The organism is Pseudomonas farsensis, from assembly GCF_014268805.2.
GTDB lineage: Bacteria > Pseudomonadota > Gammaproteobacteria > Pseudomonadales > Pseudomonadaceae > Aquipseudomonas > Aquipseudomonas farsensis.
Genome location: NZ_JABWRF020000002.1, coordinates 834043 through 855351 on the forward strand (window position 1 = coordinate 834043; position 21309 = coordinate 855351).

The window sequence follows — 21309 nt, forward strand, 5'->3', positions numbered from 1 at the left end:
CCTGGAGTACCGACATGGACGTGCGTAGTCCCCTGTTCAAGCATATCGCCCTGACCTTGACCGGCGTGCTGACACTCAACCCGGTGCTGGCGACGGCGGCGCAACTGGCGGTTGACCGTGGCGCCGGTGGCAATACCAGCGTGGGCCAGGCCAACAACGGCGTGCCTGTGGTCAACATCGCCACGCCCAACGGCAGCGGCTTGTCGCACAACAAGTTCAACGACTACAACGTCGGTAGCCAGGGCCTGATCCTCAACAACAGCCAGACGCTGACCAAGACCCAGCTGGGTGGGTACGTCAATGGCAACGCCAACCTGAAGAACGGTAGCGCGCGGGTGATCCTCAACGAGGTGACGGGGGCCAACTCCACCCAGCTCAAGGGCTACACCGAAGTTGCCGGGCGCTCGGCGCGGGTGATCGTGGCCAACCCGCACGGCATTTCCTGCGACGGTTGCGGCTTCATCAACACGCCGCGGGTCACCCTCACCACCGGTAAACCGGTGCTCGATGATGGCCGCCTGCAACGTTTCGACGTCGATGGCGGCGCCATTGCCATCGAAGGTCGGGGCCTGAATGCGGGCAATGTCGACCAGTTCGACCTGATCACCCGCAGCACGCAGATCAACGCCGAGCTGCATGCCCGCGAACTGAACGTGATTACCGGGCGCAACGAGGTCGACGCCAACACCCTGGCCGCCACCGCCAAGGCCGATGATGGCCGCGAAAAACCGTCCCTGGCCATCGACAGCTCGGCACTGGGCGGCATGTACGCCAACACCATCCGCTTGGTGGGCACCGAGAAAGGCGTGGGCGTGAAGCTTGCCGGCGACATGGCGGCCAGCGCAGGCGATATCCAGATCGACGCCAATGGCCAGCTCAACATGGCCCGCGTCGCCGCCAGCCGTGACATCAACCTGACTGCGCAACGGATCGAGCTGGGCGAAGACACCTATGCCGGCAACAAGGCCACGGTTCAGGCCAGCGACACGACAGTGGTGCGCAAGAGCCTGGCGGCGGGCAAGCAGGTCGAGGTCAAAGGCGGCGCGCTGGACAACGCCGGTGTGGTCGAAGCCGGGGTCAAGGCCGACGGCACGTTGGTGGCCGACAGTAGGTTGCTGCTGGGGGCTGAACGGGTGACCAACCGCGGCCAGATGGTCAGCCATGGCACCCTCGATGCCGACGTGAAAACGTTGGATAACAACGGTGGCAAGCTGGTCAGCGCCGGCACCAGCACCCTCAAGGCCGAGCGGCTGGAAAACGCCAACGGCCAGATCATTTCGCAGAAAAACCTCACCATCACGGGGGGCGCGGTCGCCAACCAGGCCGGTGAAATGCTTGCCAAGCACACCCTCAAGGTCGACGGCGCCAGCCTGGACAACCAAGGCGGCACGCTGGCGGCGGACAACATCGACCTGGCCCTGAGCGGCGCGCTGGATAACAGCAAAGGGCTGGTCGAAGCCACGCAGAGCCTGACCTTGGCCGCTGGCAGCCTGACCAACAGCGAAGGCCGCCTGCGCGCACTGAGCAGCAATGGCAGCAGCCAACTGCAAGTGGACGGCCTGTTCAACAACAATGCCGGCCTGGTCGAGGTGGGCAACGCCGGGCTCAAGCTGACCAGCGCCAGCCTTACCAACCAAGGCGGCACCCTGCGCCACCTGGGCACCTCAGGCTTCACCCTGGGCCTGGCCGACCTCGGCCAGGCGGGCGGGCGCTTTATCAGCAATGGCGAACTGACCGTGGATGCCGCGAGCTGGACCAACACCAGTGAACTACAGGCCGAGCGGCTGACCCTGAACATCGGCCAGTTCACCCAAACCAGCAGCGGTGCGCTGGTCTCGCGCCAGGACATCGTCGCCACCGGCGGCAGTTGGGTCAACGACGGCCTGATCGCCACCGACGGCGCGCTGCAACTGCGCCTGAGCGGCGACTACAGCGGCAACGGCAGCTTGCACAGCCTGGGCAAGCTGCTGTTCGAGGCCGCCAGTGCGAGCTTCGGTGCATCTGCCGACATTCGCGCCGGCGCGTCAGCCGAGTTGGTGACCACCGGGGTAATGAGCAACCAAGGCAGCATCACCGCCAAGGACAGCCTGCTGGCCAAAGCCGCCAGCCTGCAAAACTTCGGCACCCTCGGCAGCGCCGGCGCTCTGCGCCTGCAAGCTGATGCCTTGCGCAACGAGCGCGGGTTGATCTTCAGCGGCGCCGACATGGCCCTGCGCACTGCCAGCCTGACCAACCGCCTGGGCGATATCTACAGCCTGGGCGCGCTGGACATTGCCCGTGATGATGCTGGCAGCGCACTGACCCTTGTGGAAAACCTGTCTGGCAGTATCGAATCACGCGGCAACCTGGATATCCGCGCGGCGCGCCTGGATAACCGCAAGGATGTGTTCGATTGGGGCCTGGTGCAGACCGCTGGCCGCGTCGACGTGAAATGCTACGACTGCAGTGGCGATCACCATAACGTCGATTACATTGCCACCGAGCAATTCGAAACCCGCGTGCTGGCGGACTCGGCTGCTTCGCGAATCCACAGCGGCGCCAACCTGACCCTGATCGGCGGCGCGGTGAAAAACCACTACAGCACCCTGAGCGCCGGTGGTGATATCCGCATCGAAGCCACCACCCTTGAGAACCTCGGTGCAGCGTTTGCCACAGTGGAACGTGAGCGCACGTTCAACACCGGGCGCATCACCAACGGCACCGACAAGCGCTTCCGCAGAGCCTGGATCAACCCGTACAACGCCCTGACCGAACCTGCGCCCATGCCGACCGCGCTGGAGCGCTGGAACCTGGTCAGCGATGTGCAGCGTGAAACCCCGCTCGGCATCGCGGCCCCGGCGATCATCCAGGCCGGTGGCAACGTGCATATCCAGGCCAGCCAGCCGCTGGAAAACACCGCCGTGCTTGCCCATCAGGCGCCGCAGGACGGCAGCGGCAAAGGCCTGGACGCAGGCGTGGGTAGCGCCACCGACACCTTGGTGGTTCGCCTCAACCCGCAGTTGCCTGCTGACACCGCGCAGCAGGCGGTCGACCCGCTGGGGCTGCCGGGCTTCAGCCTGCCGGGTGGCGAGCATGGGTTGTTCCAGGTGGTGCAGAACCCTGGCCACAACTACCTGGTAGAAACCAACCCGGCATTCGCCGACCTGGGCCGCTTTGTCAGCTCCGACTACATGCTCGGCCAACTGGGCTTCGACCCCGATCAGGCGCAACGCCGCCTGGGCGACGGCCTGTACGAACAGCGCCTGATCGAACAGGCGGTGGCCGCGCGCACCGGCAAGCGCCTGCTCGATGGCTTCAAGAATGACGAGGAGCAGTTCCGCTACCTGATGGACAACGCCGTGGCCAGCAAGGAGGCGCTGAACCTGGCGCTGGGCGTGGGCCTGTCGGCCGAGCAGGTCGCGGCTTTGACCCACGATATCGTCTGGCTCGAAGAGCGCGAAGTGAACGGCCAGCGCGTGCTGGCCCCGGTGGTATACCTGGCCCAGGCCGGTGACCGCCTGGCGCCAACCGGCGCGCTGATGCAGGGCCAGAACCTGACCTTGATCGGCGGTAGTTCGCTGAGCAACAGCGGCACTTTGCGCGCCAGCGCCAACCTCGACGCCAGCGCCAGCGGCATCCTCAACACCGGCCTGATGCAGGCCGACCAGCGCCTGCAACTGCTGGCCACGCAAAGCATCCACAACGCCCAGGCCGGTGTTATCAGCGGCAAGGACGTCAGCGCCGTGGCCATTACCGGCGACATCATCAACGAGCGCAGCGTCAGCCAGCAGACCCTCAGCGGCAAAGGCTACGCGCAGACCACCAGCGTGGTCGGCAAGGCGTCGGTGATCGAGGCCGGCAACGACCTCAAGCTGCAGGCCGGTGGCGACCTGCTCAACGTCGGCTCGCGCTTGCAGGCGGGCGGCAACGCAGAGCTGAAGGCGGGCGGCGACCTGATCATCACCTCGGCGGTCGAAGAGCAAAATCGCCTGCGCCAGGACAAGCGCCACTACTGGAACAGCACCCAGACCACGCAGCACGGCAGCGACGTCAGTGTGGGTGGCAACCTGGCCGCCAGCGCCGCAGAAAACCTGGCGATCATCGCCAGCAAGGTCAAGGCCGGTGGCGACGTGACCCTGGGCGCCGGCAAGGACATCACCCTCGCCGCTGCCGCCAACGAAGACAGCAGCGAGTACCGCTACAAGCGCAGCGGCAAGAAGGTCGAGCGCCAGGACAGCAGCCTGCAGCAGCAAGCGACCGTCATCGAAGCCGGTGGCGACCTTGGCGTGCTCGCCGATGGCAACCTGCTGGTGATGGCCAGCCAGCTCAAAGCCGGCAACGAAGCGTACCTGTATGCCGGCAAGCAACTGGAGCTGCTGGCGGGGCAGAACACCACCTACCACCTTTACGACATGAAGAAGAAAGGCTCCTGGGGCAGCAAGAAGACCCGCCGCGACGAAGTCACCCAAGTGCGTGCAGTGGGCAGCCAGATCACCACGGGTGGCGACCTGGTGCTGGCCAGCGGCGGCGACCAGCGCTACCAGCGCGCCAACTTGCAGAGTGGCGGTGGGCTGCTGCTCGACAGCGGCGGCGCGATCACCTTCGAGGCGGTCAAGGACCTCGACCAGGAAAGCCACGAGAAGAGCAAGAGCAGCGTGGTCTGGCAGTCCTCCAAGGGCAAGGGCAACACCGACGAAACCGTGCTGCAGAGCCAGCTTGGCGCCCGAGGCGACATCATCGTCAAGGCGGTCGACGGCCTTTCCATCGACCTCAAGGAGGTCAACCAGCAGTCGGTCAGCCAGACCATCGACGCGATGGTGCAGGCTGACCCAAGCATGGGCTGGCTCAAGGACATGGAGCAGCGCGGCGATGTTGACTGGAAGCGGGTCAAGGAAGTCCACGACTCGTTCAAGTACAACAATTCCAGCCTCGGCGGCGCAGCGGCAATGGTGATCGCCATTGTGGTCGCCTACTTCACCGCAGGCGCGGCCAGCGGCTTGGTAGCCGGTGCGGCCGGTGCCGGTGGGGCAACCGCGGGCGCAACCGCAGGCGCCGCTGCCGCAGGTACCGCAGCTGGCACGGCCGCCGGGACCGCCGCTGCCACCACCTCGGTATGGGCAGCGGCCACCGCGACCACTGCTGCCGGCTGGGCCAACGTGGCGGCCACGGCAGTGATTTCCTCGGCTGCCGGCAGCGCTGCGGTCAGCACCATCAACAACAAGGGCAACCTGGAGCTGGTGCTCAAGGACGTCACGTCCAAGGATGCGGTGCGGGGCTACCTGGTCACCGGCATCACCGCCGGCCTGACCGCTGGGGTGTATGACAGCTGGCTCGGCACCGAAACCGGCGCCCCAGGCGTTGTGCCCGACACCGCGCCGGTGGCGCCTGTTGGCGGCCTGGCATCGCTTGAAGGCATGGGCCGCTTTGCCGGCAACCAGTTGCTGCAAAACGGCACCTCGACTGTGCTCGACCGTGCATTGGGCGGCGACAGTTCGTTCAGTGATGCGCTGCGCAGCAGCCTGGCCAACAGCTTTGCTGCGGCCGGGTTCAACCTGATCGGCGATGTCAGCAGCCCGGACCGTTGGGACATCAAGAACGGCAGCGTCAGCAAGGTCGCCATGCACGCGGTAATGGGCGGCCTGGCGGCAGAAGCGGCCGGTGGCGACTTCCGCACCGGTGCGCTGGCAGCTGGGGTCAACGAGGCGCTGGTCGATACCTTGGCCAAGCAATATGCCGACATGGACGACACCAAACGCAAAGGCCTGTTGACCATGAACTCCCAGGTGATCGGCGTGCTGGTGGCGTCAACCCAGGGCGACGATCCCAAGAACCTGCAGACTGGCGCTTGGGTTGCGGCCAACTCGACCCAGTACAACTACCTCACTCACCAGAAAATGGACGAGGTCAAAGCGTGCCTGGCCGGTGATACCTGCTCGACCCAGGCGCAGAAAGAGAAGGCAATCAATGATGCCGAAGCGCTGAGCAAGATGCTCGATAAAGAAATGAAGTCCCTGTGCACTGTGGCGCCGAGCAGTGATGCTTGCCGTAATGCCATGACCACGGCGATCAAGTATGTGGCCATGCAGGATGCCTGGGACTACATGAACAGCGATGTTGGCCGCTCTTCGGGTGCCACCTTCGACCAGTTGTACAACGGTAAGGATGCCAAGGACGTCTTCCCGCTTTACGTCAATAGCATCGACAACCGCGCCGACTTCTTCGGTGCCAGCGACAAGTACGAGTTCAACCTCGGCTCCGGGGCCAAATGGTTCTATGGCGCAGAGCTGGTATCGCGTGCGAGCTTGACGGGGCTTGGTGCGGACGGGCACGGTTCGTCGCTGACGTTCCTTGGCGGCGCAGTGGCATTGACCGGCTACCATGCGCCGAAAATCTATGAATGGCGGGAGGCTGCGGGCGCCGCGCTGATCGAGGCAGGCTTCGACAACTTCAAGTCGTTGTACAACAATGGCGCAGACCCCGTGCAGTGGGACATCAATCAGTTGAAGAACGAGCAGCGGGTATTGCAGCCGGTGCATGAGAAGTATCTGAAGGACCGCACCTGGTTCGTGAACAGGTCCAAGGATATGACCAATTCCGATAACGGGCTGGTCAAGGGCGCCCTTCAGGACTACCAGACCATGCCCGGCGGCATTGAAATCCTGAATTACGATTCCCGCATCAAATATGGCTGCAAGCTGCTCAACTATTCGTCCGGGCAAGGGTGTGTGCCATGACCAGCAAAAACGGTTACCCGCGTGGCAAGGTGATCACCGGGTTCGTCTTCGCCCCGGCGCTGATGGGGTTGGCCCTGGTAGTAGGCGATCTGTTGGCGTCCTTGGTCACCACCGGTACCACTGAAGAGCCATCGTTCTATTTCAACTTCGGCACATTGTTCATGCTGTTCGGCCTGTTGTACTACGGCCTGCCTGCCGGGTTGATCGGGGTGATGTGCGTGGTGCTGCGCTTGCGCCGCACCCTGGCCGCGCTGGCTGGCCTGAGCCTGGTAGGCGCCGCTGTGGGCTATGGGTGGGGCCAATTGCTTCGCATCCTGATCGATACCGACAGGGCGATCCCGACGCTGCCGGTACTGGAGCAGGCCACCCCGACCGTGCTTGCCGCTGGCGTGGCGCTGGTGATGGGGTTTTGGCTATTGCCGCGTCCATCGTCGTTGCCGGCAGCAGGTGAATGATGCCGCGGCGTTATCCAACTCGGCGGGTAGTGCTGGGTTTTGTGTGCGCGCCATCCCTGACAGGGCTCGCGGCGGTGCTTGGTGGCTTGTTGGCGGCGCCGCTCACGGGCAGGCCTATCGAAGCGGTGGCCATTTATAGCAGCCTGGCCATGCTGCTGATGCTTGGCGGCTTGGTCACTTACGGGCTACCAGGCTTGTTCATTGGCGGGGTATGCGCTGCCATGCGCCTGCACCGCAGCCCGTGGGTGGTGGCTGCTGTGGCGGTGCTGGCGGGTGCGGTATGCCAAGGTTGGGCCGAGCTGTTCGCCAGCCGCTCGCTCGACCGCACGCTGGTGCCAACGTTGCCGGTGCTCGGCGCGGCATCGCCATTTGTGGTCGGCGCTTGTGTGGCCTTGGTGGCGGCCCTCCTGCTGCTACCACCTGCACTCAAGACCCCGGCCGATACTGCAACGCCTCGGCCAGATGCGCGCGGGTAATGGCATCGAGCTGCTCCAGGTCGGCAAGCGTTCGCGCCACCTTCAACAGGCGATGGGCGGCGCGCAGTGACAGGGTCAGCCGTTCGCAGGCGGTTTCGAGCCAGGTTTGATCGGCTTGCGGTAGCGCGCAATGGCGGCGCAAGCCTTTGAGGTCGAGAAAGGCGTTAGCGCAGCCCTGGCGGCATTGCTGGCGCTCCCGCGCCTCAGCCACCACTTGGGCCACGCTGGCGCTGCTTTCACCGCTGGGCTGGTTGCCGAGCACGGTGTTCTCGCGGGCGACGGTCAGGTGCAGGTCGATGCGGTCCAGCAGCGGGCCCGACAGTTTGTTGCGGTAACGCTGGATCTGCTCGGGGCTGCAGCGGCAGCGGCCGCTGGGGTCGCCAAAATAGCCGCAGGGGCAGGGGTTCATCGCTGCCACCAACTGAAAGCGCGCCGGAAAACGCACCCGGTCCTTGGCCCGTGCAATAACGATTTCGCCCGATTCCAGCGGTTCGCGCAGCACCTCCAGCACCCGGCGTTCGAACTCCGGCAACTCATCGAGAAACAGCACGCCATGGTGCGCCAGGGTGATTTCACCGGGTTGCGGGCGGCTGCCCCCACCCACCAGTGCCGGCCCCGAGGCCGAGTGGTGCGGGTGGCGGAAGGGGCGCTGCGGCCAGCTGTCCAGCGGCGCGCTGCCGCTGACCGAGCGAATGGCTGCCACCTCCAGCGCTTCGCGCTCGTTCAGCGGCGGCAGCAGCCCCGGCAGGCGGCTGGCGAGCAAGGTTTTGCCGGTGCCTGGCGGGCCGGTAAACAGCAGGTTGTGGCCACCGGCAGCGGCCACCAGCAAGGCACGCTTGGCGGCGCTTTGGCCCTGCACTTCGCTGAGGTCGGGGTAAGGCCGTTGCTCCAGCAGCAAGCCGTTGGCGGCAAAGGGCGGCAGCGGCAGTTGGCCGCTCAGGTGAGCGACCAGCTCTTGCAGATGCCCCACCGCGTACACCACCAGGCCACCGGCCAGGCTTGCCTCTTCGGCATTCTCGCGCGGCACCACCAGCGCCCGCCCGGCATCGCGTGCCGCAAGCGCAGCGGGCAGTACGCCATTCACTGGCCGCACCGCCCCCGACAACGCCAGTTCACCGAGGCATTCGATGTCTTCAAGCGCCGCCACTGGCACCTGGCCGTTGGCCGCGAGGATGCCCAGCGCGATCGCCAGGTCATAGCGCCCACCGTCCTTGGGCAGGTCTGCCGGCGCCAGGCTCTGGGTAATCCGCCGCGCCGGGTAGTCCAGGCCAGAGTTGACGATGGCGCTGCGTACGCGGTCTTTACTCTCCTTGACCGTGGCCTCCGGCAAGCCGACCAGCGTGAGCGCGGGCAGGCCGTTGGCCAGGTGAGTCTCGACGCTGACGGCGGGCGCCAGCACGCCCACCTGGGCGCGGCTGTGAACGAGGGCGAGGGACATTGGGCACTCCGTGTTGGCCAGAAATGAAGCCGCTTCCTGCGGCAGGGCAAAGCATAGATTGGCTGGGCTGTCGGGCTTTCCAGAAAGTGAGTCACGGAGTTTCGGGTGGGGGGCTTAGGGGGGCGAGCGGAAACCTTCTTGTGGCGAGCGGGCTTGCCCCGCGTTGGGCTGCGAAGCAGCCCTGAAACCCGCATCAAAAGCGCGTTAGATGCATCGCGTTGTTCATGGCTGGGGTTGCTACGCAACCCAACGCGGGGCAAGCCCGCTCACCACAACAGCCTGATATTCCGCGTCATCAGCGCCTGCGATGCAGCCGGGGCAGGTTGGCCCCGGCCTGTGGTGACCATCAGCACCTACCGTTCAGAACCACTGCCCAAAGCGGCGGATGTACAAGGTCTTCATGCCCTGTGCCACCACGCAGTAGCCGAGCAGGGTGGCCACCAGCCATGGGAAATAGTCCCACGGCAGCGGCACCAGCCCGACCATCGCCCCCAGCGGCGAGAACGGAATATAAATACCCAGGCACATCACCAACCCGGTGGCGAGAATCACCGGCAGTGCTGCGGTGCTCTGGAAGAACGGCACCCGCCGGGTGCGCAGCATGTGCACCACCAGCGTCTGCGACAGCAACCCTTCGATGAACCAGCCCGACTGGAACAACGCCTGCATTTCGACGCTATTGGCGGCGAATACGTACCACATCAGCGCAAAGGTGGTGATGTCGAAGATCGACGAGGTTGGCCCGATCCACAGCATGAAACGGCCGATATTGCGCGCGTCCCATTTGCGTGGCTGGTCCAGGAACTCCTTGTCCATGCGGTCCCAGGGCAGCGACAGCTGCGAGAAGTCGTACAGCAGGTTCTGCAGCAGCAGGTGGATCGCCAGCATGGGCATGAAGGGGATGAACGCGCTGGCCACTAATACCGAGAACACATTGCCGAAGTTGGAACTGGCGGTCATGCACAGGTACTTCATGATGTTGCCGAAGGTTTCGCGGCCTTTGATCACGCCCTCTTCGAGCACCATCAGGCTTTTTTCCAGCAGGATGATATCGGCCGATTCCTTGGCGATGTCGGTGCCGCTGTCCACTGAAATACCCACATCGGCGTCGCGCAGGGCTGGGGCGTCGTTGATGCCGTCGCCGAGAAACCCGACCGTGTGGCCATTGGCTTGCAGTGCCTTGAGCACGCGCGACTTCTGCAAGGGCGTGAGCTTGGCGAACACGCTGCGGCTTTCGACCTGTGCCCTGAGCTGGCTATCGTCCAACCGTTCGATGTCCTGGCCCAGCAGCGGCTCGCCCGGCTCCAGGCCGACTTCGCGGCAAACCTTGCAGGTGACCACCGGGTTATCGCCGGTCAGCACTTTTACCTGCACGCCCATGTCGCGCAGAGCTGCGATGGCGGGGCCGGCGCTGTCCTTGGGTGGGTCGAGGAAGGTCAGCAGGCCGCGAATCACCAAGCCTTGCTCGTCATCGGTGTGGTACTGCGCCTTGTGCTGGTGGGCTTCGATGGCGCGGGTGCCGACCAGCAGCACGCGGAAACCGTCCTGGTTGTAGCGGCGGGCGGTGGCCAGCAGTTGCTCGCGCTGCACATCATCAAGGGCCACGCACGCGCCGCCGCGCTGCACATGGGTGGCAATGGCGAGCATTTCTTCGACGGCGCCCTTGCTCACCAGCAGGTGTTCACCCTGAGGGTCCCTGACGATCACCGAGAGGCGGCGGCGCAGGAAATCGAAGGGCAGTTCATCGACCTTGGCGAAGCCCAGCGGCGCCTGGAAGCCTTGGCTTTCGCCAGCGAAGCGCAGCACGGCCTGGTCCATCAGGTTTTTTACACCGCTTTGGTGATGGCTGTTGAGCCAGGCCAGTTCGAGCAGTTGCGGGTCGCTGAGGCCGTCGGCGCCGAGGTGGTGTTCGAGGATGATGCGGTCCTGGGTCAGGGTGCCGGTCTTGTCGGTGCACAGCACGTCCATCGAACCGAAGTTCTGGATGGCGTTCAGGCGTTTCACCACCACTTTGCGCCGGGCCATGGCCACTGCGCCTTTGGCCAGGTTGGCGCTGACGATCATCGGCAGCATTTCGGGCGTCAGGCCCACGGCTACCGCCAGGGCGAACAGGAAGGCATCGCTCCAGTCGCCCTTGACCACCCCGTTGAGCACGAACACCACCGGCACCATCACCAGCATGAAGCGGATCAACAGGCTGCTGACGCTGTTCACCCCACGGTCGAAAGCAGTTTGGCTGCGCGAGCCGGAGATGGCCTTGGCAAGCGAGCCGAAGTAGGTACCCTTGCCGGTTGCGACCACCACGGCCCGGGCGCGGCCGCTGACCACGTTGGTGCCCATGAAACCGATGTTGGGCAGGTCGAGCAGGTTGGCGCTGTCTTGCCCGCTGTGTGCGGCTGACTTCTGCGCGATGTTGCCCAAGGTGTCGTATTTCTCTACCGGCAGCGCTTCGCCGGTGAGCACGGCCTGGCTGATGAACAGGTCGCGGGACTCGATCAGGCGGATGTCGGCGGGGATCATGTCACCGGCGCTCAGTTGCACGATATCGCCGGCTACCAGTTGGTTCATCGGCACCTCGCACAGGCGCGATGGCCAGTCGTGGCGCTGGCGGCGCAGCACCGTGGCGGTGGTGCGGACCATGGCCTTGAGGGCTTCGGCAGCCTTGGCCGAGCGGTATTCCTGCCAGAAGCGCAGCAGGCCGCTGACGCTGACCATGCTGAGGATGATGATCACCTTGGTCAGGTCCATGTCGTCCAGCTCGCCCGCTCGGCGCGGTAGCCAGTAGTCAGTCACGAAGCTGATGGCCGCGAGCGTCAGCAGCACATAGATGAAGGGGTTGTGCAGGGCCTTCAACAGTTGCACGACAGCGGGCAGCGGCTGGTCATGGGCCACTTCGTTTGGGCCGTCGCGCAGCAGGCGCTTGGCGGCTTCGTGGTCGGTCAGGCCCCGTTCGCTGGTGTCGAGGTTGGCGAAGGTCACGCCCAGGCCGTTGCGTGCTTCGCGGGCGGCGTGCATTTCGGTGGTGTGGGTGTTGCGTTCTTTTACGGTCATTGGCTGTGCTCCTGCCGCAGGAGGCGGTGCGGCGCACAAAGCCAATTAATGGACGTGCGTCGAACCGCGATCTTTCGATCGGTTTGAATTCAAGTTATTCCGGCATGTGTCCGTTCGCTGGCGAAGGCCGGGGTTATTCTCGGCAGCGAACTTTCTACTGGCTGAGTCCATGGGTTTAATTGCCCCGATAAGTGATGGGTAATAAATTGCCGTCAGGCTTTTAATAATAAAAGCCCGTGCCTTGAAGGTGGGTTTGTCAGGTTTCGAATAGCGCCGTACCGGTCAGCCGAAGCACAACAGGCCGGCCCAGCGACTCGGTGGTTTTTGGCTGTCGTCTTGCTGCCAGTGCAGGCGCGGGCCGTGATGGCCAGGCGACGACAGCCAGGTGGCGCGCAGTCGCGAGCCACCTGGAAGGCATGTGGGGTTAGGCGCAGAGGCCTTGGGCCGCGTGGCTTGCAGCGCCGCTAGGCGGGCGTGCAGGCGACGGCAGATGTCTGCGATGTAGTTCATGAGCTTGCCTCCTGCCGGGCTGGCACCCGGGGCGGCAAGCTACGGCGGAGCATCAGGCTCTAGCGTGGCTTGACCGGCCTTGGGGGCGGGCCTGGCGTTCTGATTCAGGTGCCTGGCAGCAGTGAGCGGCCAGGCAGCGACTAGATACTGTGTCCATTGAATTCTTCGTAGAATTAATAAAGGCCCGTTTCAAGGGCGGGTGAACTTTATGAGAGCATAGCGGGTAAGTCAACAGGCAAGGTGTTACTTAAGAAAGTTTCATCTTGTTTAATGTTGGGAGTTGTTTGTAGGAAGGTTCCCAAAGTTGCATGTATCGCCTGGCAAGCCTGCCGCTTCAAGGTAGAGTAGGTGGGTGCGGATCTTGTCAAAGTCCGGGCGCTCAAACCCTGTGCGCCCATTCAGCCAAGGAATGCCATGCTGCATCTGCTCAGTGCCCACCGGCACCTCCCCAGCAAAACAAAGGCCCTTGGCTGTTGGTCCTTTGCCCTCACTGCCCTGCTGGTTGCGGGTGTATACCTGGTGACCTGGCAGACCTATCGAGCACCGGAGCCGGCCAGTTGGGTCGGGCTGGGCGCAACGGTCAACAGTAATGGTTCGTCCTGGAAACCGGACCGCTCCCTGACCCAGTTTGGCGTGCGGTTCACCCTGCCAGGTGACTCAGCCAGCCAGGTCAGGCCCGTGTACGCCAACACACAAGCCTTCCACGCGGCCGGCCTGCGCAAGGGCACTCCAGTAAGGTTGGTTGTCGAACCACACGCAGACCAAGTGATCATCCGTGAGCTCGCCACCCTTGAAGGGCAGGTGCTTTACGACGATGGCCTGTACCAGCGCGTAATACAGGCCAACAACGACTCGATCAGGCTAATTGTGATCGCGCTGCCGATTCTGGCGTTGGCTGGGCTGGCCGCCGGGGTGTATTTCGGCACCCGCCGTGTGCGCCCGGTGCGTTGACGAAGGCATCAGGCGCCTGGAGCACATTGCAACATCGCGAGTTGCGATACCCAGGCAGCCGGTGTCATTCAGTTGCAGGGGGGCGGTCTTCCTGACGCTCGGCGAGGACTGACTCCGCAGCAGGCGGCGCCATCCGTGCCTCCAGTTCGGCAAACTGTTTTTCCAGCGCTTCAAGGCGCGCGCGGGTGCGGGCCAGCACGACCATCTGGCTGTCGAATTCGTCACGGCTGACCAGGTCGAGTTTGCTGAACGCGCCCTGCATCAACACCTTGAACTGGCTTTCGAGTTCGGCGCGGGGCTGTGCGGTGTCGCTGTTGAACAGGCGCGAGGCCTGGTCGCTCAGGGCATCGAGAAAGGCTTTGGGCGCGAGCATGTCTGGCTATCCGCTGATCGTTGGAAAGGCCGGCAGTGTAACACGCAGGTCATGCGGCTTTGGCCTGCACGCTTTTTGCGCAGCGTGGCCAAAGGTCGCGCACCGAAACGGTGCAGGTTTTCGCTGATGGCGACTGGCCAAGCCTGAGTGATTTACGCAACTACTTGTTTTTGGGGCCTTTGCGCGATGTGGCAAGGTTTCTGCAATGACCTGTTCGAGCCGTGCACTGATGCAGTCCATCGACAGCATGCGGTGCGCAAGGCCCTTCGCCACAGCCGCGATGCATGTCGGCGGGGAGGATGGAGCCGACGATGCGTTACAAAGCCAGGCGCTGCGCTTAGACTTGAGACGGGTTTGTTTTCCTGGGGCAAGTCCACCAAATCGGGAGAGAGTTTCATGAAGCTAGTCACTGCCATCATCAAGCCGTTCAAGCTGGACGACGTGCGCGAGTCGCTGTCGGAAATCGGCGTGCAGGGCATCACCGTGACCGAAGTCAAAGGCTTCGGCCGGCAGAAGGGTCACACCGAGCTGTATCGCGGCGCCGAATACGTGGTCGATTTCCTGCCCAAGGTGAAGATCGATGTCGCCATCGACGACAAAGACCTTGATCGGGTAATCGAAGCCATCACCAAGGCGGCCAACACCGGCAAGATCGGTGACGGCAAGATCTTCGTGGTCAATCTGGAGCAGGCGATCCGCATCCGTACCGGCGAAACCGATACCGACGCGATCTAAGCGCAACAAAAAAAGCCTCACCAAACCCCAACGCCCCAGGAGAAAACAACATGACTCTGCGTAAGATCGCAGGGCTAGGAGCCCTATTGTCCCTCGCAATGCCAGGGCTGGCCCTGGCCGAGGAAGCTGCCCCGGCGCTGAACTCCGGTGACACCGCCTGGATGCTCACTGCCACGGCGCTGGTGCTGTTCATGACCATCCCGGGCCTTGCCCTGTTCTACGGCGGCATGGTGCGTTCCAAGAACGTGCTCTCGGTGATGATGCAGTGTTTCGCCATCACCGGCCTGATGAGCCTCCTGTGGGTGATTTTCGGCTACAGCCTGGCCTTCGATACCACCGGTATGGAAAAGGGCGTGCTCAACTTCAATTCCTTCGTGGGCGGCCTGAGCAAGGCGTTCCTCAACGGCGTCACGCCTGACAGCCTGACCTCCGCCACGGCGCTGTTCCCGGAAGCGGTGTTCATCACCTTCCAGATGACCTTCGCCATCATCACCCCCGCGCTGATCGTCGGCGCCTTTGCCGAGCGCATGAAGTTCTCGGCCATGCTGATCTTCATGAGCATCTGGTTCGTGCTGGTCTATGCGCCTATCGCGCACATGGTCTGGAGCGGTGACGGCGCGCTGATGTGGGACTGGGGCGTACTGGACTTCGCCGGTGGCACCGTGGTGCACATCAACGCCGGTATCGCGGGCCTTGTCTGCTGCCTGGTACTGGGCAAGCGCAAAGGCTACCCGACCACGCCGATGGCGCCGCACAACCTGGGCTACACCCTGATTGGCGCCGCGATGCTGTGGATCGGCTGGTTCGGCTTCAACGCAGGCTCTGCCGCTGCCGCCAACGGCACTGCCGGCATGGCCATGCTGGTCACCCAGATCGCCACTGCCGCCGCCGCTCTGGGCTGGATGTTCGCCGAGTGGATCGGCCACGGCAAACCCAGCGCCCTGGGCATCGCCTCGGGTGTGGTTGCGGGCCTGGTGGCAATCACCCCGGCAGCTGGCACCGTGGGCCCGATGGGCGCCCTGGTGATCGGCCTGGCCTCGGGCATCATCTGCTACTTCTGCGCCACCAGCCTCAAGCGCAAGCTGGGCTATGACGACTCGCTCGACGCCTTCGGTGTGCACGGTATCGGCGGCATCGTCGGCGCACTGCTCACCGGTGTGTTCGCAGCGCCTGCCTTGGGCGGCTTCGGCGCGGTCACCGATATTGGCGCGCAGTTCTGGATTCAGGCCAAGGGCGTGATCTTCACTGTGGTCTACACCGCCATCATCACCTACGTGATCCTCAAGGTGCTGGATGTGGTGATGGGCCTGCGGGTCAACGAAGAAGAAGAGGCGGTCGGCCTCGACCTGGCTCAGCACAACGAGCGCGGTTACAACTTGTAACTGCCACGCTAAAAAAACTTGCCCGGCTCGCCGGGCATTTTTTTGCCTGTTATTTACTGTTTCGTAGCGGGCAAACGGTTTCTATGGCCTTATCGCAACCTCGGCCAAAAACTTACAACCAATAGGGCGTTTGTGGTGCTTTGCTTTTTCTGCGGGCGCGCTAGAATGCGCGCCGAAGAGTGCTGCACGCGTAGCCACACACTTCGCTACCCTTTGCTAGGCTTGCAGTAGCCTGTGGCCAGCAGGGCGTATTTACGGCCAGGTCCTGTGCGAAGCAGGGCCTGTAGGGTCCCGGCCTCATATCCCGAGGCGGGCAGCCCAGTTAATGGCCAACCCACGGCCAGTTGAATTTTCACCAGTAGCAGCCGGTCTACGGCTGCACGGGTCTATAACCAACCTGCTTTCGCAAGTCATGAGGTAGAACATGAGCGACGACGATCTGGAAAACGACGACCTCGAAGTAGGCGACGATGACGAGGCTGATGACGGTCTGGAAGCTGCAGCTGACGATAGCGCTGAAGACTCCGGCGATGACGACAGCAGCCCGGCTCCTGCGGCCAAGGGCAAGTCCAAGGCGGCTGTTTCGGTAGATGACATGCCGAGCATCGAAGCCAAGCAGAAAGAGCGTGATGCACTGGCCAGGGCGATGGAGGAATTCCTTTCGCGCGGCGGCAAGGTGCAGGAAGTCGAGGCCAATGTGGTCGCTGACCCGCCCAAGAAGCCTGACAACAAGTACGGCAGCCGCCCTATCTAAGTGGCTGAATGCAAAAAAGCCCGCCGTCGCTGCGGGCTTTTTTGTGGGCGCTTTTCCGGGCTTGGGCCAGCCCGCTTTCGCGTTTCAGTGCCAGCGGGCGAGTAGCTCGGGCAATTGCGACAGGCGCTGGATCTCGGCATCCGGGGCGCGTTCAGCGGTCCAGGCCTTGCCCTGCGGGTTGAACCACACCGCACGCAGCCCGGCTTGCTGAGCCCCGGCGATATCGTCGCCGGGGTGGTCGCCAATATGCACCGCGCCGCCGGCCTGCACCTGGCCAAGCCTGAGCGCCTCTTTGAACAACGCAGGGTCCGGTTTGCCAACGCCCAGGTCTTCGGCGCAGAGGGCAAAGCGGAAGTAGTCCGCCAGCCCCAGGCGGCGCACATCGGCGTTGCCATTGGTGACCACACCCAGGCTGTAGCTGTGGCGCAGGGCCTCCAGCACCGGCTGCACTTCAGGGAACACTTCGACCTGGTGGCGGGCATGCAGGAACACTTCAAAGCCTTCGTTGGCCAGCTCAGTCGCCTGTTTCTCGCTGTACCCGGCCTCTTCAAGGGCATGGAACAACACGCGCCGACGCAGCGCGCTGATACGGTGCTTGAGGCCAGGCTCGGCCTGCACCAGGCGCTCGCGGATAGCGAACAGGTGCTCAACCGGCACCCCGCCCAGTACCGGCGCATTGGCGGCAAGCCAGTCGCGCAGGACGACTTCGGCACTGGCAATCACCGGTGCGGTATCCCACAGCGTGTCGTCGAGGTCGAAGGTGATCAGCTGAATGCTCATGAGTCGGTGCCTTTGCTGCGTTTGGCCCGAGGGTGGGCGCTGTCGTACACCGCGGCCAGGTGCTGGAAGTCCAGGTGGGTGTAGATCTGCGTGGTGCTGATGTCGGCATGGCCGAGCATCTCTTGCACCGCGCGCAAGTCCTGGGACGACTCGAGCAGGTGGCTGGCGAAGGAATGGCGGAGCATGTGCGGATGCAGGTGCTGGCCCAGCTCGCGCTCACCGGCAGTCTTGACCCGCAACTGAATAGCGCGTGGGCTGAGGCGTTTGCCTTGCCGGGTGATGAACACCGCGCCGTCCACGGGGGCGGCGATACCGCGCAGGCGCAGCCAGGCCTGCAGGGCCTCGCGGGCCTTGCGCCCAACCGGAAGCACGCGGCTTTTGCTGCCCTTGCCGACCACTTGCACCAGGCCGCCAGTAAGGTCGAGCTGGTCAAGATCAAGGCCGGTCAATTCTGACAGGCGCAGGCCCGAGGAGTAGAACAGTTCGAGGATGGCCTGGTCGCGGCGGGCAATGAAGTCGTCGTCCACGCCGCCATCGAGCAGTTGCAGGGCGCGGTCGGTGTCGAGCACCTTGGGCAGGCGCCGCTCACCCTTGGGCGGCGACAAACCCGTGGCCGGGTCGTGTTGGCACAGGCCTTCGCGGTTGAGGTAGCGGTACAAGCCGCGCACCGCCGACAGCATGCGCGCCAGGCTGCGCGATGCCTGGCCTTGATGATGCTGACGGGCGACCAGCTGGCGCAACTGCTGCACCTGCAGCGCCTCCCAGCCGGCGATGTGCTGGCTGGTGCAGAACTCGATGACCTTGAGCAAATCGCGCCGGTAGGCCTGCAAGGTATGGTCGGACACCTGGCGCTCGTTGCGCAGGTGCGCACAATAAGCGTCCAGTTGGCGTTCCATCAGCGCACCGAACGTAGCGTGTTGGTGAAGCGCGGCACTACGCGGCCGAGCACTTCGGCGATATAGCTGAGGAACAGCGTACCAACGCTGCTTTTATAGTGCTGCGGGTCGCGGCTGCCAATCGCCAGCACGCCATGCAGCCCCTGGTATTCAAGGGTCGCCACGGCGCTGGAGCCCACTTCCTTGTGCTGCCCGTCGCCGAACAGGAATGCCAGCTCATGCTCACGCAGGCTGCCGCTGACAGTCTTGCCGCCGCCAATCAGCCCGCCGATGGCTTGCTGCGCTTCGCTGCCGGGCACCCAGCGCCCGACTGGCGCTGCGTTTTCGCCGAACAGGATCAGGCTGACGAAGGGCACCTGGAATTCCTGGCGCAGGCTGTCTTCGACGGCCATGACCACTTCTTCGAGGCTGCTGGCGTCGAGCAGGTCAAGGATCAGCCTGCGGGTCTTGTCGAACAGCCGGTCGTTGTCGCGTGCCACGTCCATCAGTTGCGACAGGCGATGGCGCATCTCGATGTTACGCTCACGCAGCAGTGTCAGCTGGCGCTCCACCAGCGAGACGCTGTCGCCGCGCTGGTGGGGGATGCGCTGCTCCAGCAGCAGCTCGTCATGCTCGGCAAAAAAACGTGGGTGGGCGCGCAGGTAGGCGACCACCGCATCGGCGTCGAGCTCGGGTACAACCTTGGGCTGATCGGTCATGGCAGATACTCGCTTAAAGACGAACCTGTCCTTCGAAAACGCGGACAGCCGGGCCGGTCATCAATACCGAATGGCCGGGGCCAGCCCATTCGATGCTCAGGCGCCCGCCTGGCAGGTCGATGGTCACGGGTGAATCCATCCAGCCTTGGGCGATGGCCGCCACCGCAGCGGCGCAGGCGCCGGTGCCGCAGGCCTGGGTTTCCCCCGCGCCACGTTCCCACACCCGCAGGTTGGCGCGATGGCGGTCGACTACCTGGATGAAACCGGCGTTGACCCGCTGCGGGAAGCGCGGGTGGTGCTCGATCTTCGGCCCCAGCTCATGCACTGGCGCTGCGTGGATGTCATCCACGCGCAGCACCGAGTGGGGGTTGCCCATGGAGACTGCGGCAATCGGGTAGACCTTGCCGTCCACTTCAAGCGGGTAGCTCAGGGCCTGTTCATCGGCCACGAACGGAATGTCGGCCGGCACGAAGCGCGGCGGCCCCATGTCGACGCAAATCTGCCCGTCGTTGCGTACATCCAGCTCGATGATGCCGCTTTTGGTTTCAACGCGGATGCGTTTTTTCGCGGTCAGGCGCTTGTCCAGCACGAAGCGGGCGAAGCAGCGCGCGCCGTTGCCGCACTGCTCCACTTCAGAGCCGTCGGCGTTGAAGATGCGGTAGCGGAAGTCGACTTCCGGGTTGTTCGGCGCTTCGACGATCAGCAGCTGATCGAAGCCGATACCGGTATGGCGGTCACCCCATTGCTTGGCATGCTTGGGCTGGATGTGCGCGTGCTGGCTGACCAGGTCGAGGACCATGAAATCGTTGCCCAGCCCGTGCATCTTGGTGAAACGCAGCAGCATGGGTTCACTCCGGCAGCAGGCTTTCGCCGGCGAACAGTTCGGCAATGGTTTCGCGGCGGCGCACTTCGAAGGCCTGGTCGCCATCGACCAGCACTTCGGCGCAGCGGCCACGGGTGTTGTAGTTCGAGCTCATGACAAAACCATAGGCGCCCGCCGACTGCACGGCGAGCAGGTCGCCCTCGGCCAGGTTCAGCGTGCGCTCCTTGGCGAGGAAATCGCCGGTTTCGCAGATCGGCCCGACGATGTCGTAGCTGCGGCCTTCGCCTTCGCGCGGCTGCACGGCACTGACACCCATCCAGGCCTGGTACAGGGCCGGGCGGATCAGGTCGTTCATGGCTGCGTCAACCACGGCAAAGTCTTTGTGTTCGGTGTGCTTGAGGTACTCGACGCGGGTCAGCAGCACGCCGGCATTGGCGACGATGTAGCGCCCAGGCTCGAAGACCAGCGCCAGGTCGCGATCACCCACGCGCTCGCGGATGGCCTGGATGTAGTCGGCCAGCAGCGGCGGTTGTTCGTCGCGATAGCGCACGCCCACGCCGCCGCCGAGGTCGAGGTGGCGCAGGTGAATGCCACATTCGCCAAGGCGGTCGATCAGGTCCAGCAGGCGGTCCAGGGCATCGAGGAACGGCTCGACGGTGGTCAGTTGCGAGCCAATGTGGCAGTCGACGCCGACCACTTCAAGGTTCGGCAACTGCGCGGCGCGCACGTAGATGTCTTCGGCATCGGCAATGGCGATACCGAACTTGTTCTCTTTGAGCCCGGTGGAAATGTACGGATGGGTGCCAGCATCGACGTCCGGGTTCACCCGCAGCGACACTGGGGCCACCTTGCCCATTTCGGCGGCGACCACTTGCAGGCGTTCGAGCTCGTCGGTGGACTCGACGTTGAAGCAGTGCACGCCCACTTGCAGCGCGCGGCGCATGTCTTCACGGGTTTTGCCGACGCCTGAGAACACCACGCGGTCAGCGCGGCCACCGGCGGCCAGCACCCGCTCCAGCTCACCCCCGGAAACGATATCGAACCCTGCGCCCAGGCGGGCCAGCAGGTTCAGCACGCCGAGGTTGGAGTTGGCCTTGACCGCGAAGCACACCAGGTGCTCGCTGCCTTGCAGTGCGTCGGTGTAGCTGCGGTACTGCGCCTCGATGTGGGCGCGTGAGTACACGTACGTGGGGGTGCCGAAGCGCTCGGCAATGGCCGCCAGGCCCACCCCTTCCGCGAACAGCTCGCCGCCGCGGTAGTTGAATGCGTCCATT

At 64.0% G+C, this 21309-nt stretch carries 16 protein-coding genes; 7 read left to right on the plus strand and 9 right to left on the minus strand.

Features of this window, described 5'->3' with window-relative positions:
* Window positions 1–14: 14 nt before the first annotated feature.
* The 3 genes from HU719_RS13065 to HU719_RS13075 are packed head-to-tail and all read left to right on the plus strand — an operon-like array spanning window position 15 to window position 7644.
* On the plus strand, window positions 15–6713 hold the full coding sequence (locus tag HU719_RS13065) for a two-partner secretion domain-containing protein (RefSeq protein ID WP_186535925.1): 6699 nt from the start codon (window positions 15–17) through the stop codon (window positions 6711–6713).
* On the plus strand, window positions 6710–7168 hold the full coding sequence (locus HU719_RS13070) for a hypothetical protein (RefSeq protein ID WP_186535927.1): 459 nt from the start codon (window positions 6710–6712) through the stop codon (window positions 7166–7168). The genes HU719_RS13065 and HU719_RS13070 overlap by 4 nt, the downstream gene beginning before the upstream one ends.
* Window positions 7165–7644: a hypothetical protein gene (locus tag HU719_RS13075; protein ID WP_217843717.1), complete on the plus strand. Its 480-nt coding sequence runs from the start codon at window positions 7165–7167 to the stop codon at window positions 7642–7644. The genes HU719_RS13070 and HU719_RS13075 overlap by 4 nt, the downstream gene beginning before the upstream one ends.
* Here HU719_RS13075 and HU719_RS13080 read toward each other — a convergent pair.
* The 3 genes from HU719_RS13080 to HU719_RS13090 form a co-directional block, all read right to left on the minus strand.
* Window positions 7595–9082: a YifB family Mg chelatase-like AAA ATPase gene (locus HU719_RS13080; RefSeq protein WP_186535930.1), complete on the minus strand. Its 1488-nt coding sequence runs from the start codon at window positions 9080–9082 to the stop codon at window positions 7595–7597. The genes HU719_RS13075 and HU719_RS13080 overlap by 50 nt on opposite strands.
* Window positions 9083–9442: 360 nt before the next feature.
* Window positions 9443–12133: a magnesium-translocating P-type ATPase gene (gene mgtA, locus HU719_RS13085; RefSeq protein WP_186535932.1), complete on the minus strand. Its 2691-nt coding sequence runs from the start codon at window positions 12131–12133 to the stop codon at window positions 9443–9445.
* Between the two features lie 282 nt (window positions 12134–12415).
* The gene (locus tag HU719_RS13090; protein ID WP_186535934.1) at window positions 12416–12643 is read right to left on the minus strand and encodes a hypothetical protein; all 228 of its coding nucleotides are present in this window, start codon (window positions 12641–12643) and stop codon (window positions 12416–12418) included.
* A gap of 519 nt (window positions 12644–13162) precedes the next feature.
* Here HU719_RS13090 and HU719_RS13095 point away from each other — a divergent pair.
* Window positions 13163–13594, plus strand: coding sequence for a hypothetical protein (locus HU719_RS13095; protein ID WP_186535937.1), 432 nt, complete (start codon window positions 13163–13165; stop codon window positions 13592–13594).
* 64 nt (window positions 13595–13658) lie between these two features.
* On the opposite strand, the gene HU719_RS13100 is transcribed toward HU719_RS13095, so the two are convergent.
* Entirely contained in the window at window positions 13659–13967 is a 309-nt protein-coding gene (locus HU719_RS13100; RefSeq protein WP_186535940.1) for an accessory factor UbiK family protein, read from the minus strand.
* A 396-nt stretch (window positions 13968–14363) separates the two neighbouring features.
* On the opposite strand from HU719_RS13100, the gene glnK reads away from it, so the two are divergent.
* The 3 genes from glnK (at window position 14364) to sutA (ending at window position 16838) form a co-directional block, all read left to right on the plus strand.
* Complete coding sequence (gene glnK / locus HU719_RS13105; protein ID WP_002555808.1) at window positions 14364–14702, plus strand: P-II family nitrogen regulator; 339 nt, start codon at window positions 14364–14366, stop codon at window positions 14700–14702.
* 50 nt (window positions 14703–14752) lie between these two features.
* Window positions 14753–16084, plus strand: a complete 1332-nt coding sequence (locus HU719_RS13110; protein ID WP_186520135.1) for an ammonium transporter — start codon at window positions 14753–14755, stop codon at window positions 16082–16084.
* A gap of 424 nt (window positions 16085–16508) precedes the next feature.
* On the plus strand, window positions 16509–16838 hold the full coding sequence (sutA, locus tag HU719_RS13115) for a dormancy-specific transcriptional regulator SutA (protein ID WP_186520134.1): 330 nt from the start codon (window positions 16509–16511) through the stop codon (window positions 16836–16838).
* 84 nt (window positions 16839–16922) lie between these two features.
* On the opposite strand, the gene HU719_RS13120 is transcribed toward sutA, so the two are convergent.
* From HU719_RS13120 to lysA, 5 genes are read right to left on the minus strand one after another with little or no spacing between them, the layout of a single operon-like run.
* Window positions 16923–17618 carry an HAD family hydrolase gene (locus HU719_RS13120; RefSeq protein ID WP_186520133.1) on the minus strand — a complete coding sequence of 232 codons (696 nt, stop codon included), beginning with the start codon at window positions 17616–17618 and terminating at the stop codon, window positions 16923–16925.
* Window positions 17615–18514 carry a tyrosine recombinase XerC gene (xerC, locus tag HU719_RS13125; protein ID WP_186520132.1) on the minus strand — a complete coding sequence of 300 codons (900 nt, stop codon included), beginning with the start codon at window positions 18512–18514 and terminating at the stop codon, window positions 17615–17617. Before xerC ends, HU719_RS13120 begins: the two co-directional genes overlap by 4 nt.
* On the minus strand, window positions 18514–19212 hold the full coding sequence (locus tag HU719_RS13130; RefSeq protein ID WP_186520131.1) for a DUF484 family protein: 699 nt from the start codon (window positions 19210–19212) through the stop codon (window positions 18514–18516). The genes xerC and HU719_RS13130 overlap by 1 nt, the downstream gene beginning before the upstream one ends.
* Before the next feature lie 13 nt (window positions 19213–19225).
* Window positions 19226–20056: a diaminopimelate epimerase gene (gene dapF, locus HU719_RS13135; protein WP_186535942.1), complete on the minus strand. Its 831-nt coding sequence runs from the start codon at window positions 20054–20056 to the stop codon at window positions 19226–19228.
* Between the two features lie 4 nt (window positions 20057–20060).
* Window positions 20061–21308, minus strand: a complete 1248-nt coding sequence (gene lysA, locus HU719_RS13140) for a diaminopimelate decarboxylase (RefSeq protein WP_186520129.1) — start codon at window positions 21306–21308, stop codon at window positions 20061–20063.
* Window position 21309 lies beyond the last annotated feature (1 nt).

Coding starts and splice junctions, on each gene's coding strand:
- HU719_RS13065 (WP_186535925.1), top strand. CDS start 15: ATGGACGTGCGTAGTCCCCTGTTCAAGCATATCGCCCTGACCTTGACC.
- HU719_RS13070 (WP_186535927.1), top strand. CDS start 6,710: ATGACCAGCAAAAACGGTTACCCGCGTGGCAAGGTGATCACCGGGTTC.
- HU719_RS13075 (WP_217843717.1), top strand. CDS start 7,165: ATGATGCCGCGGCGTTATCCAACTCGGCGGGTAGTGCTGGGTTTTGTG.
- HU719_RS13080 (WP_186535930.1), bottom strand. CDS start 9,082: ATGTCCCTCGCCCTCGTTCACAGCCGCGCCCAGGTGGGCGTGCTGGCG.
- mgtA (WP_186535932.1), bottom strand. CDS start 12,133: ATGACCGTAAAAGAACGCAACACCCACACCACCGAAATGCACGCCGCC.
- HU719_RS13090 (WP_186535934.1), bottom strand. CDS start 12,643: ATGAACTACATCGCAGACATCTGCCGTCGCCTGCACGCCCGCCTAGCG.
- HU719_RS13100 (WP_186535940.1), bottom strand. CDS start 13,967: ATGCTCGCGCCCAAAGCCTTTCTCGATGCCCTGAGCGACCAGGCCTCG.
- glnK (WP_002555808.1), top strand. CDS start 14,364: ATGAAGCTAGTCACTGCCATCATCAAGCCGTTCAAGCTGGACGACGTG.
- HU719_RS13110 (WP_186520135.1), top strand. CDS start 14,753: ATGACTCTGCGTAAGATCGCAGGGCTAGGAGCCCTATTGTCCCTCGCA.
- sutA (WP_186520134.1), top strand. CDS start 16,509: ATGAGCGACGACGATCTGGAAAACGACGACCTCGAAGTAGGCGACGAT.
- HU719_RS13120 (WP_186520133.1), bottom strand. CDS start 17,618: ATGAGCATTCAGCTGATCACCTTCGACCTCGACGACACGCTGTGGGAT.
- xerC (WP_186520132.1), bottom strand. CDS start 18,514: ATGGAACGCCAACTGGACGCTTATTGTGCGCACCTGCGCAACGAGCGC.
- HU719_RS13130 (WP_186520131.1), bottom strand. CDS start 19,212: ATGACCGATCAGCCCAAGGTTGTACCCGAGCTCGACGCCGATGCGGTG.
- dapF (WP_186535942.1), bottom strand. CDS start 20,056: ATGCTGCTGCGTTTCACCAAGATGCACGGGCTGGGCAACGATTTCATG.
- lysA (WP_186520129.1), bottom strand. CDS start 21,308: ATGGACGCATTCAACTACCGCGGCGGCGAGCTGTTCGCGGAAGGGGTG.